This window comes from Limnohabitans sp. (assembly GCF_023910625.1).
GTDB lineage: Bacteria > Pseudomonadota > Gammaproteobacteria > Burkholderiales > Burkholderiaceae_C > Limnohabitans_A.
The window spans coordinates 2,122,068-2,134,556 of the sequence record NZ_JAAVVW010000003.1 but is presented as its reverse complement, the minus strand read 5'-3'; the positions used below and the strand labels follow the sequence as shown (position 1 = coordinate 2,134,556).

General features: G+C 59.4%; 11 protein-coding genes. 2 read left to right on the top strand and 9 right to left on the bottom strand.

The window, feature by feature from the left end; genetic code table 11:
* Window positions 1-33: 33 nt before the first annotated feature.
* The 6 genes from HEQ17_RS13610 to mnmG form a co-directional block, all read right to left on the bottom strand.
* The gene (locus HEQ17_RS13610; RefSeq protein ID WP_296293232.1) at window positions 34-951 is read right to left on the bottom strand and encodes a ParB/RepB/Spo0J family partition protein; all 918 of its coding nucleotides are present in this window, start codon (window positions 949-951) and stop codon (window positions 34-36) included.
* Window positions 952-953: 2 nt separating this feature from the next.
* Complete coding sequence (locus HEQ17_RS13605) at window positions 954-1,490, bottom strand: alpha/beta hydrolase (RefSeq protein WP_296293231.1); 537 nt, start codon at window positions 1,488-1,490, stop codon at window positions 954-956.
* Window positions 1,491-2,261, bottom strand: coding sequence for an AAA family ATPase (locus HEQ17_RS13600; protein ID WP_296293230.1), 771 nt, complete (start codon window positions 2,259-2,261; stop codon window positions 1,491-1,493).
* Window positions 2,262-2,279: 18 nt separating this feature from the next.
* Window positions 2,280-2,894, bottom strand: a complete 615-nt coding sequence (locus HEQ17_RS13595) for a LysE family transporter (protein WP_296293229.1) — start codon at window positions 2,892-2,894, stop codon at window positions 2,280-2,282.
* Between the two features lie 92 nt (window positions 2,895-2,986).
* Entirely contained in the window at window positions 2,987-3,634 is a 648-nt protein-coding gene (gene rsmG, locus HEQ17_RS13590; RefSeq protein ID WP_296293228.1) for a 16S rRNA (guanine(527)-N(7))-methyltransferase RsmG, read from the bottom strand.
* Window positions 3,631-5,601 carry a tRNA uridine-5-carboxymethylaminomethyl(34) synthesis enzyme MnmG gene (gene mnmG, locus HEQ17_RS13585; RefSeq protein ID WP_296293227.1) on the bottom strand — a complete coding sequence of 657 codons (1,971 nt, stop codon included), beginning with the start codon at window positions 5,599-5,601 and terminating at the stop codon, window positions 3,631-3,633. The genes rsmG and mnmG overlap by 4 nt, the downstream gene beginning before the upstream one ends.
* A 268-nt stretch (window positions 5,602-5,869) precedes the next feature.
* Here mnmG and HEQ17_RS13580 point away from each other — a divergent pair, with 268 nt between their 5' ends.
* The gene (locus HEQ17_RS13580) at window positions 5,870-7,180 is read left to right on the top strand and encodes a Glu/Leu/Phe/Val dehydrogenase (RefSeq protein ID WP_296293226.1); all 1,311 of its coding nucleotides are present in this window, start codon (window positions 5,870-5,872) and stop codon (window positions 7,178-7,180) included.
* A gap of 3 nt (window positions 7,181-7,183) precedes the next feature.
* Here HEQ17_RS13580 and HEQ17_RS13575 read toward each other — a convergent pair whose 3' ends face one another.
* On the bottom strand, window positions 7,184-7,657 hold the full coding sequence (locus HEQ17_RS13575; RefSeq protein WP_296293225.1) for an Lrp/AsnC family transcriptional regulator: 474 nt from the start codon (window positions 7,655-7,657) through the stop codon (window positions 7,184-7,186).
* A 119-nt stretch (window positions 7,658-7,776) separates the two neighbouring features.
* Between HEQ17_RS13575 and HEQ17_RS13570 the strand changes: the two genes are divergently transcribed.
* Window positions 7,777-11,313 carry an indolepyruvate ferredoxin oxidoreductase family protein gene (locus tag HEQ17_RS13570; RefSeq protein ID WP_296293224.1) on the top strand — a complete coding sequence of 1,179 codons (3,537 nt, stop codon included), beginning with the start codon at window positions 7,777-7,779 and terminating at the stop codon, window positions 11,311-11,313.
* 94 nt (window positions 11,314-11,407) lie between these two features.
* Here the strand turns inward: HEQ17_RS13570 and minE are convergent, their stop codons facing one another.
* Together minE and minD are read right to left on the bottom strand one after the other, a co-directional pair.
* On the bottom strand, window positions 11,408-11,668 hold the full coding sequence (gene minE, locus HEQ17_RS13565; protein ID WP_296293223.1) for a cell division topological specificity factor MinE: 261 nt from the start codon (window positions 11,666-11,668) through the stop codon (window positions 11,408-11,410).
* A 3-nt stretch (window positions 11,669-11,671) separates the two neighbouring features.
* Complete coding sequence (gene minD, locus HEQ17_RS13560) at window positions 11,672-12,487, bottom strand: septum site-determining protein MinD (RefSeq protein WP_296293222.1); 816 nt, start codon at window positions 12,485-12,487, stop codon at window positions 11,672-11,674.
* Window positions 12,488-12,489: the final 2 nt, after the last annotated feature.

Here is a 12,489-nt window from a genome sequence, read left to right as displayed (position 1 = left end):
TGAGCCATCCAAACAGCCGCCTTGACACAGGTCTTATCCCCGCAGCTTGTCGATCAAGCCATTGAGCTCGTCCAGCGAGCCAAACTGAATGCTCAACTCACCCAACTCCTCCATCCGACCCAAGCGCTTGACACGTTTTTTCACCCGAACCTCCACCTCTGCCGTCAAGAGGTCTGAGAGCTCCTCTTCAATGCGGCGAATGTCCCGTGATTTTTCCTTTTTTGGCTTTTGCGTCAACAAATTGAACTCTGCGCCCAGTTTTTTGACCAGGCTTTCCGCCTCCCTGACGGACATCTTGCGCGCGCTGATCTGGTTGGCTGCGGTAATTTGCGCCGCCCTGTCCAGGGACAACAGGGCCCGGGCATGGCCCATGTCGAGATCTCCCGCCATCAGCATGGCCTGCACGGGCTCTGTCAAATTGAGCAAGCGAAGCAAGTTGCTGCCCGCGCTGCGCGAACGGCCAACCGCCTGAGCCGCCGCTTCGTGGGTGAGCCCGAACTCTTTGATCAAGCGCTGCAAACCCTGCGCCTCTTCCAGCGGATTGAGGTCTTCGCGCTGGATGTTCTCGATGAGGGCCATGGCGGCTGCGGCCTCGTTGGGCACATCGCGCACCAAAACAGGGACAGCATCCAAGCCCGCCAAACGCGAGGCCCTGAAGCGGCGTTCACCCGCAATGATCTCGTATTTGCCGGCGTTCGGGCCGTCGGTGAGTTGACGGACCAGGATCGGCTGCATGATGCCCTGCGCCTTGATCGACTCGGCCAGTTCGTACAGGGCACCTTCGTCCATGCGGGTGCGCGGCTGGTACATGCCCGGCACCATCTGGTCGAGCTTGAGTTGGGTGGGCAAGCCACTTTCGGCGTAAGACGCGGTGTCCGGTCCATCTTCGACCGTTGGGCCCAACAGGGCCTCAAGTCCTCGGCCAAGACCTTTGGGTTTTTTGGTGACCATGGTCATTCCTTCAAGAGTGTTTGCAAAAGGGCATGGCCTTGCGACCAATCGCCCAAAGAAGATTCGGCGTTGATGTGCCCCGCTTGACCCAGGTTTAACCACTGGGCACCCCAGTCTTGGGCCATACCTTGGGCGCGTTCTGACGAACAATACGGGTCGTCCAGGCTGCCCACCAAAACACTTTGGAAAGGCATGCGCTGGCGCACCACTGGCGACCAACCGGGCAGTCGATCCCGCATGTGCGGTACTTCGGTGTCACCGGGTGCCACCAACAAAGCCCCTTGCACGCGGTCGGTGTGCCGCGACACCGCAGCCCAAGCCGCCACCAAAATACAGCCCAAACTGTGCGCCGCCAGCACCACAGGGCCAGGCGCATCGATGACGGCTTCGTCCAAGCGGGCCATCCAGTCACCACGCAGAGGGTTGAGCCAATCGTTTTGTTCGACCACGGTGTACGCATGCAAACGCGCCCAGCGCATTTGCCAATGGTCCGGACCGCTGCCCTGCCAGCCCGGCAAAATCAAGACTGTGGCGGGCATTCAGAGCGATGGTGCGCGCTGCACCAACTCACGGGCGAAATCGACATAAGCCTGACTGCCCTTGGCCGACGGGTCAAACACCACACCGGGCAAACCATAGCTGGGGGCTTCGGCCAGGCGGACATTGCGCGGAATCACCGTGTCAAACACCTTGTTGCCAAAGTGCGCCTTGAGCTGATCGCTGACCTGCACCTGCAGGGTGATGCGCGGGTCAAACATGACGCGCAGCAAGCCGATGATTTTCAGGTCCTTGTTCAGGTTGGCATGCACCTGCTTGATGGTGTTGACCAGATCGGTCAACCCCTCCAGCGCGAAGTACTCGCACTGCATCGGCACGATCACGCCATGGGCCGAGCACAGGCCGTTGAGCGTGAGCATGGACAGCGACGGTGGGCAGTCGATCAACACGAAATCGTAATCGGCATCTGCTGCGGCCAAGGCATTTCTCAGGCGCTGGTCGCGGTGCTCCAGCTGCACCAGCTCCACTTCCGCCCCCGCCAATTCACGGTTGGCGCTGAGCATGTCGTAGCCGCATTTGTCGGCCTTGACCACCGCCTCTTTGACTGTGGCCGACTCGAGCAAGACGTCATAAACGCTGAGTTCGACCTCTCGTTTGTCGATGCCCGAACCCATGGTCGCATTGCCCTGAGGGTCCAAGTCCACCAACAGCACCCGCTGCCCGACTTTGGCCAGGCCTGCAGCGAGATTGACCGTGGTGGTGGTTTTGCCGACACCGCCTTTTTGGTTGGCAATGCAGATGATTTTGGCCATGGTGGTGAGTCGTCCAATTTATTTGGAAATGGCCAACTTGAGGCCAAAACCAATGAGAAAAATGCCCGCCAGCTTTTCCAGCCAGCGTCCAATGCGGGGGTTTGCACGCATGCGCGAGGCCAGGTGGAATGTCAGCAAGGTCATGCCCAAACCATACAGAAATGTCAGAACAGCAATGGTTGCGGCCATCACGGCAAAGCTGATCCATCCCCGATGGGTTTGTGGGTCCACGAACAAGGGGAAGAACGCCATGTAAAAAACAATCGCCTTGGGGTTGAGCAAGGTGATGGCCAAGGCTTGCTGAAAATACTGGCGCGGGCGAATGTTCAACACGGGGGCGTCGCCCGGCTTGGCCATCAACATCATCCAACCCAACCAAGCCAAATACAAAGCACCCACCCACTGCACAGCCACAAATGCCGCCGGGTAAGTCGCCAGCACCGTGGCCACCCCGGCCACAGCCATCCACATCAACACCTGGTCCCCTGCGATGACCCCCAACGTGGCCATGAGTCCCCCGGCCACGCCGCCCTTGCTGGTGGAGGTGATGAGGGCCAGATTGCCAGGGCCGGGAATGGCCAGAAACACCACAATGGCCGCAACAAATGCGCCGTAATCGGAGATACCAAACATGGATGCACTTTCAGGGGAATGTGGCGAGTGTAAGTGATGCGCTCAGAACGATCCACGCACAACGGGGTGTTTCACGTGAAGCGCACCCTCTTTCACACCATCTTGGGCCGCATCCACACCATGCAACGCTCCACATCCAGCCCCGGGACCGTCAAAGGTTCCACGTGAAACACTTTCACATCGTCAGGCAAGGCGTCGATTTCGCCCTGCGGGTGTTTGCCCTTCATGGCCATCCACACGCCGCCTTCGGCCAAGGCCGAGCGCGACCAGGTCACGAAGTCAGGCAAGGACGCAAAGGCCCTGGAGCAAATGATCTGATAAGGATCGGTCAGGGATTCGACCCGTGCATGCAAGCCGCGCAAGTTGGGCAGCTTCAGGCTCACGGCCACTTGCTGCACAAAGGCGGCTTTCTTGGCCACGGTGTCCACGCAGGTCACATTCAGCTCGGGCATGCAAATGGCCAGCACCACGCCGGGCAAACCACCGCCTGAACCCACATCCAAAACATGGATCGGCTGACCTTGGATGTGCCGGGACAAAGGCGCAATGGCCGTGAGGCTGTCCAACAGGTGGTGCGTCAGCATGTCGGCCGGGTCGCGCAAAGCGGTCAGGTTGTAGACCTTGTTCCATTTCTGAATCAGCGCCGCATAGGCCAGCAGGCGCTGGATTTGTTCGTCAGACAAGCTCAAGCCCAAAGCCTGCACGCCGGAACGCAGGCCCGCCTCCAAATTCACACTCATGCCTGCACGCCTTCCTCTGCGGTTTGCATGAAGCCTTTGAACCCGCCCTTCTTCAGGTGAATCAAGAGCAGTGACACGCTGGCCGGTGTGATACCCGAGATGCGCGAAGCTTGTCCCAGAGTTTCAGGGCGGTGTTTCGCCAGCTTCTGGCGCGCCTCGATCGACAAGGCCGAGACCTGCAGGTAGTCCAGGCTTTCGGGCAGGCGCAGGTGTTCGTAAAAAGCAGCCCGCTCCACCTCGCCCTTTTGGCGGTCGATGTAGCCGGAATACTTGGCCGCAATTTCCACCTGCTCGATCACTGGGGCACTCAAGTCGCCCAGCGTTTCACGTGAAACATCGGCGCTGGCCATGCGGCCACCATCCAAAGTCATGAGGACTGGATAGGTCACATTGGGTCTTCGCAACAGGTCAAACAGGTTGTGCTCATGCTCAATGGCTTTGCCCAATACCCGCTCAGACTCGGCCGCAGGCAAGTTGCGCGGATTCACCCAGGTGGCTTTCAGTCGCTCTGTTTCACGTGAAACAGCATCGAGCTTGCGGCTGAAAGCGTCCCAACGGGCGTCGTCCACCAAGCCCATTTGTCGTCCCACTTCGGTCAAGCGCGCGTCGGCATTGTCTTCGCGCAGCTGCAAGCGGAACTCGGCCCGGCTGGTGAACATGCGGTAAGGCTCGGTCACGCCTTGCGTGACCAGGTCATCGACCAACACACCCAAATAAGCTTGGTCGCGGGCAGGTAACCAGGCGGCTTCGCCCCGGCATTGCAGCGCGGCGTTGATGCCGGCAAACAAGCCCTGGGCAGCCGCTTCTTCATAACCGGTTGTGCCGTTGATCTGCCCCGCAAAGAACAGGCCATTGATCTGCCGCGTCTCGAAGCTGTTCTTCAGGGCGCGGGGATCAAAGTAGTCGTATTCGATGGCGTAACCGGGCCGCAGGATGTGGCAGTTCTCCAGCCCCTTCATCGAGCGCACCAGCTCGTACTGGATGTCGAACGGCAAGCTGGTCGAGATGCCGTTGGGGTAGTACTCGTGGGTGGTCAGGCCTTCAGGCTCCAGAAAAATCTGGTGGCTGTCTTTGTCAGCAAAGCGGTTGATCTTGTCTTCCACGCTCGGGCAATAGCGCGGGCCCACGCCCTCGATCTTGCCGGTGAACATGGGGCTGCGGTCAAAGCCCGAGCGGATGATGTCGTGCGTGCGTTCGTTGGTGTGGGTGATCCAGCACGGCACCTGCTGGGGGTGCATGCTGGCTTGGCCCATGAAGCTGAACACCGGCACCCCGCCCTCGGGGTTCATGCCGCCAGGCACACCATCGCCCGGTTGCTCGGAGCACTTTGAAAAATCGATGGTGCGGCCATCCAGGCGCGGCGGCGTGCCGGTCTTCAGACGCCCTTGCGGCAGCCTCAGCTCCTTCAGGCGCGCCGACAGGCTGACAGCCGGGGGATCGCCCGCACGACCCGCCGCGTAGTTTTGCAAGCCCACATGGATCTTGCCGTCCAAAAACGTGCCAGCAGTCAACACCACCGTGCGCGAGCGAAAGCGGATGCCCACCTGCGTGACAGCGCCCACCACGCGGTCCCCCTCCACCATCAGGTCGTCCACCGCTTGCTGAAACAGCCACAGGTTGGGCTGGTTCTCCAGCATTCGTCGGATGGCGGCTTTGTACAAAAAACGGTCGGCCTGGGCGCGGGTCGCGCGCACGGCCGGACCTTTGGAGCTGTTGAGGATGCGGAACTGGATGCCGCCTTCGTCGGTGGCCAAGGCCATGGCACCACCCAAGGCATCGACCTCTTTGACCAAATGGCCCTTGCCAATGCCGCCGATGCTGGGGTTACAGCTCATCTGCCCCAGCGTCTCGATGTTGTGGCTGAGCAAAAGCGTTTTGCAGCCCATGCGGGCCGAGGCCAGCGCCGCTTCGGTTCCGGCATGGCCGCCACCGACCACGATCACGTCGAATTCTTGAGGGTAAAGCATGAAAGTCTGCCCTTTGAAGGCCAAAAATGGGCGCCGCCTGCGCCACGGAGCCGCCCTGCCACGGGGTCGGCTGAATTTGATGATTTTACAGGCGGGGCGTTGTCCGTGGCATCCACCGCGGACACCCGCAAAAACCACCACGGCCAGACCGGCAGCCTTATGCGTTACGCGCATAAGGTAAGAGTAAAGCAGCCTTGGACGGCAGCCCTGCTTGAACCTAAGATCCAGCGCACTGACAAGTCGTCAGCGACAAGAAAGGCAAGCACACATGTCCAACTCCGCCGCAAGCGCCAAGGCCACAAGCCAGCACGCTCTGCCCTCTTACCTGAACCCCGAACACCCCGGCCCCTGGGGCATCTATCTGCAGCAAGTCGACCGGGTCACGCCCTATCTGGGCAGCTTGTCGCGCTGGGTCGAAACCCTCAAGCGCCCCAAGCGCGCCCTGATCGTGGACGTGCCGATTGAACTGGACAACGGCACCATGGCCCACTTTGAAGGCTACCGCGTGCAACACAACACCAGCCGTGGACCCGGCAAAGGCGGCGTGCGCTTTCACCAGGATGTGACGCTGTCTGAAGTCATGGCGCTGTCGGCCTGGATGTCGGTGAAAAACGCGGCCGTCAACCTGCCTTTTGGCGGGGCCAAGGGCGGCATACGGGTCAACCCCAAAACCCTGTCTCGGGGCGAGCTGGAACGCCTGACCCGCCGCTACACCAGCGAGATCGGCATCATCATCGGCCCGACCAAAGACATCCCCGCCCCGGACGTGAACACCAACGAGCAAATCATGGCCTGGATGATGGACACCTATTCCATGAACGAAGGCGCCACCGCCTCGGGCGTGGTCACAGGCAAACCCCTTGCTCTGGGCGGCTCATTGGGCCGACGCGAGGCCACCGGACGCGGCGTTTACACCGTGGGCCAAGAAGCCGCTCAGCACATTGGCCTGGACATCACAAAAGCCAAAATTGCCGTGCAAGGCTTTGGCAATGTGGGCGGCATCGCCGCCAAACTGTTTGCCCAGGCCGGTGCCACCGTCGTGGCGGTGCAGGACCATGGCGGAACGCTCTACAGGGCCTCGGGCCTGGATGTGCCGGCCCTGCTCAAACATGTCAGCGAACACGGCAGCGTCAAGGGCTTTGCGATGGCTGAAACCCTGCCCGACGCGCAGTTCTGGGGCGTGGATTGCGACATCCTGATCCCGGCTGCGCTGGAGCAACAAATCACCGCCTCCAACGCCGGGCAGATCAAGGCCCGCATGGTCATTGAAGGGGCCAACGGTCCCACCACACCCGAAGCAGACGACATCTTGCACGAGCGGGGCATTCTGGTCGTGCCTGATGTGATCGCCAACGCTGGCGGTGTGACGGTGAGTTACTTCGAATGGGTGCAGGATTTCTCAAGCTTCTTCTGGAGCGAAGACGACATCAACACCCGCCTGGTGCGCATCATGCGCGAGGCATTTGCGGCTATCTGGCAGGTCGCGGACGAGCACCGGGTCAGCCTGCGCACGGCCACCTTCATCGTGTCTTGCACGAGGATTTTGCAGGCGCGCGAATTGCGCGGCCTGTACCCCTGATCGTCATCTGCTCACACGCAAAGGCAAGGCCCCCGAGGCCTTGACCTCGCCCAACGAAAAACTGGTGTGCAGATCTTTCACGTTGGGCAGGTTGAGCAAGACATCCCGCGCAAACTGGCTGAAGGTGTTCAGGTCCTTGCTGACGACTTGCAGCTCAAAGGTGCCGGCACCACTGATGTAATGGCAAGAAATGACCTCCGGGATATTGCGAATCGCTTCTTCCAATTGGCGCGTCACATCTCCCCGGTTGCGCTCGGCATCCAAGCGCACAAAGGCAAACACATCCAGCCCCACTTTCTGGCGGTCAATCTCGGCACGGTAGCCCTTGATGACGCCCGACTCCTCCAGCGCCCTCACCCGCCGCCAACACGGCGCGGCAGACAAACCCACGCGCTGCGCCAACTCGGCATTGGTCAATCGGCCATCACATTGCAGTTCGTTCAATATCGCCCAGTCAAATTTATCCAGTGTTTCCAAAATATCTCCTTTTGAGCAAGGTTCTTTCAAATCATAGGGCAAATCCTGCCCCCTAAAGCAAGCACTTGTCCAGGGCATCGGCCTACACTGTGATTTCACATTCAGATGCAGGACAGAACATGAACGCCCCCTTGCCCGATTCGATTCGCCAGGCCCTTGAGACGGTGACGCTGGACGACAAATACAGCCTCGATGTCGGCCGCGCTTTCATGAGTGGCGTGCAGGCCCTGGTCAAGCTGCCCATGCTGCAGCGCCAACGCGACGCGCTGCAAGGCAAAAACACGGCGGGCTTCATCAGCGGTTACCGGGGCTCGCCCTTGGGCAGCTACGACCAGTCACTGTGGAAAGCCAAAGACCACCTGAAGGCCCAGCACATCGTGTTCCAGCCTGGCGTGAACGAAGAGCTGGCTGCCACCGCCTTGTGGGGCACACAACAACTGGGTTTTGCGCCCCCGGGCACCCACAAGTTCGACGGCGTGTTCGGCATCTGGTACGGCAAAGGCCCCGGCGTGGACCGCTGCTCAGACGTGTTCAAACACGCCAACATGGCCGGCACCACGCCTTGGGGCGGCGTGCTGGCCGTGGCGGGCGATGACCATGTGGCGAAAAGCTCCACCGCCGCCCACCAGAGCGACCACATCTTCAAGGCCTGCGGCCTGCCCGTGTTTTTCCCGGCCAGTGTGCAAGACATCCTCGACCAAGGTCTGCACGCCATTGCGCTGAGCCGCTTTGCCGGCATTTGGTCGGGCATGAAAACAATTCAGGAAATCGTCGAGTCCAGTGCCACCGCCCACATCGACCCCGAGCGTGTGCAGATCGTGCTGCCCGAATTCGTGATGCCGCCTGGCGGCGTGCACATCCGCTGGCCCGACACCGCACTGGAGCAAGAAGCGCGACTGTTTGATTACAAATGGTACGCCGCCCTGGCCTACATCCGCGCCAACAAACTCAACCACAACGTCATTCAAGGCCCCAACGATCGGTTCGGCCTGATTGCCAGTGGCAAAGCTTTCAACGACACACGCCAGGCCCTGCTCGATCTGGGACTGGATGACGCCACCTGTCAGCGCTTGGGCATCCGGGTGCACAAAGTGGGCGTGGTCTGGCCCCTCGAATCACACACCACCCGCGAATTTGCCACCGGTCTGCGCGAGATTTTGGTGGTGGAAGAAAAACGCCAAGTCATCGAATACCAACTCAAGGAAGAGCTGTACAACTGGCGCGACGATGTGCGCCCCACCATCGTGGGCAAATTCGACGAAGCCGATGGCGACACCTCGGGCGGCGAATGGTCCATTCCCAACCCGACCGAGCGCACCTTGCTGCGTGCCAACGCAGACCTGACGCCCGCCATCATCGCCCGCGCCATCGCCAAGCGCCTGAAAAAGCTAGGCATCGACGCCGACGCCACCGCACGCATCGACGCACACTTGGCCATCCTGGAGGGCAAAGACGCGCTGATGAAGACCCGGTCCCCTGGGGCGGTAGCAGAACGCCAGCCCTGGTTTTGTTCGGGCTGCCCACACAACACGTCCACCAAGGTGCCCGAAGGCTCACGCGCCATGGCGGGCATCGGCTGCCACTTCATGACCATCTGGATGGACCGCAGCACCGATGGCTTCACCCAGATGGGCGGCGAAGGTGTGCCATGGAGCGGCCAACAACCCTTCTGCACCGACCAACACATCTTTGCCAACATCGGCGACGGCACTTACTTTCACAGTGGTATTTTGGCGGTGCGCCAGAGCGTGGCTTCGGGTGTGAACATCACTTACAAAATTTTGTACAACGACGCCGTCGCCATGACCGGGGGGCAGCCCGTCGGTGAACGAGCCGAAGGCCACAGCGTGGTGCAAATCGCCATGAGCATGAAAGCCGAAGGTGCGCAACGCATTGTGGTGGTCACTGACGAACCCGATAAATACGATGGCGTGGCTTTGGTCGAAGGTGTGCGCGTGTTCCACCGCGACGAACTTGACCGCATTCAGCGCGAAATGCGCGAGATCAAAGGCACCACCATCATCATTTATGACCAAACCTGCGCCACTGAAAAACGCCGCCGCCGCAAGCGCGGCACCCTGGTCGACCCTGCTGTTCGGGTGATGATCAACGAAGAGGTGTGTGAGGGGTGCGGCGACTGTGGCGTGCAGTCCAACTGCCTGTCGGTCGAACCGCTTGAAACGCCTTTGGGGCGCAAACGCACCATCAACCAAAGCACCTGCAACAAGGACACCAGTTGCCTCAAGGGCTTTTGCCCGAGCTTTGTCACGGTGGAAGGCGGCACCTTCAAAAAGAAAGCCACCGCGACCCGTGCAGCCCCAGACCCTGCCGCGTTGGGTGCATTGCCCGAGCCCAAACTGCCCCTCATCGACCAGCCGTGGGGCATGGTGGTGGCGGGCGTGGGGGGCACAGGTGTCATCACCATTGGCCAGCTGCTCGGCATGGCCGCGCACATAGAGGGCAAAGGCATCGTCACCCAAGACTCGGCAGGTCTGGCCCAAAAAGGCGGCGCCACTTGGAGCCACATCTTGGTGGCCAACACCCAAGATGAGATCCGAACCACACGCGTCAGCATGGCTGCTGCCGACCTGATCATTGGTTGCGACCCCATCGTCAGTGCTTCCAAAGAAACCACGGTGCGCATGCGTGCAGGTCGCACCCATGTGGCCCTGAACAGCAACAGCACACCCACCGCTGCTTTTGTGAAAAATGGCAATTGGCAAAACCCGGTTGACCAATGTGTGGCCGAAATTACGGCGCAAGTTGGTGTGTCGGGCGTTGGCGCTTTTGATGCCGATGCCCTGGCCAAACAACTCATGGGCGACACCATTTATGTGAACCCGATGCTGCTGGGCTACGCCTGGCAAATGGGCTGGGTGCCCTTGCATCGCGAGTCTTTGGTGCGGGCCATTGAGCTCAATGATGTGCAGGTCAAAAACAACTTGGCCGCTTTCGAGTGGGGCCGTCACGCAGCGCATCAAATCGACGCACTGATGCAAACCCTGCAGCCCGTGCAAGTGATCCAGTTCAAAAAACGTGAATCTTTGGACGACCTGATCGCTGACCGCATGGCACGACTGACCGATTACCAAGACGCGGCTTATGCCCAGCTTTACCAAAGCATCGTGGGCCGTGTGCAAACCACCGAAGCGCCTTTGGGTAAAACACTCTTGAGCGAAACGGTGGCGCGTCAACTGTACCGCCTGATGGCCTACAAAGACGAATACGAAGTGGCCCGTTTGCACACACAAACGGGTTTCATGGAACGTCTTCAAAACAGTTTTGAGGGCGACTTCAAGGTGCACTACCACTTGGCCCCGCCGCTTTGGTCCAAACGCAACAGCCAAGGTGAATTGGTCAAAAGAAAGTTCGGCCCCGTCATGCTCACGGGCTTCAAACTTTTGGCCAAACTCAAGGGTTTGCGCGGCACCAAACTCGATTTTTTTGGCAAAACCGAAGAACGGCAGACCGAACGCGCCCTGATCCGCGAATACATGGCACACATCGAACGCAACTTGACGCAACTGTCAGAGCAAACCCATGCCCATGCGGTCAAAGTGGCCCAGGTGCCAGAGAACATCAAAGGCTATGGGCATGTCAAAGAACGCAATATTCGCGCAGCACGCTCCTTGTGGGCATCTTTGGACCAACCATAAAAAAACCATGGCCCTGATCAAGGGGCCATGGCATTTTGAAACACCGCATCAGAGACAAGCAAGTAACGGCTCAAAAAAGCCGCAACAACAGGACTCAGCGTGAGTCGGGCAATTCGATTTTGACTTCCAGCACCTCAAGGTTGTCCTGACGCTCCAAATTGACTTTGATGTCGTTGGGGTTGATCTTGATGTACTTGCTGATCACCGCCACCAGTTCACGCTGCAAATCAGGCAGGTAATCGGGCTCAGCGGCATTGCGGCCACTGCGCTCGTGTGCCAGGATGATTTGCAGGCGCTCTTTGGCCATGCCGGCAGTTTTCTTCTTTTCGCCCAACAGGAAGGAAAGAAACGACATGGTTCACTTGCCTCCAAACAAACGTTTGAAGAAACCGGGTTTTTCAGCTTCGGTGAAACGCATGGGCTTGTCTTCGCCCAAGAAACGATCGATCACGTCTTTGTATGCCTCGGAGACATCGCTGTTGACCATGTGGATCGCAGGTGTGCCTTGGTTGGAAGCTTGCAACACATTTTCGCTTTCAGGAATGACGCCCAACAACTTGATGCGCAAGATGTCCTGAATGTCTTGCAGCGACAGCATCTGCCCTTCTTCAACCCGGTTGGGGTTGTAGCGGGTGATCAAGAGGTGCTCTTTGATCGGGTCTGCGCCGTCAATCGCACGTTTGGTTTTGCTGCCCAACATGCCCAGGATGCGGTCTGAGTCACGCACCGAAGACACTTCCGGGTTGGTCACCACCAAGGCCTCGTCGGCAAAGTGCATGGCCATCAATGCACCAGTCTCGATGCCGGCAGGCGAGTCACACACGATGTACTCGAAACCCATGCCACTCAGGTCATTCAAAACCTTTTCAACGCCTTCTTGAGACAAGGCATCTTTGTCGCGGGTTTGAGAAGCCGCCAACACAAACAAGTTGTCACATTGTTTGTCTTTGATGAGGGCTTGGTTCAAGTTGGCTTCGCCCTGGATCACGTTGATCAGGTCATACACCACGCGGCGTTCGCAGCCCATGATCAGGTCCAGATTGCGCAGGCCCACATCAAAGTCAATGACAGCAGTCTTGAAACCTTTGAGGGCCAAGCCCGTGGCGAAACTGGCGCTGGTCGTGGTTTTACCCACGCCGCCTTTGCCAGAGGTCACAACAACGATTTTTGCCATGG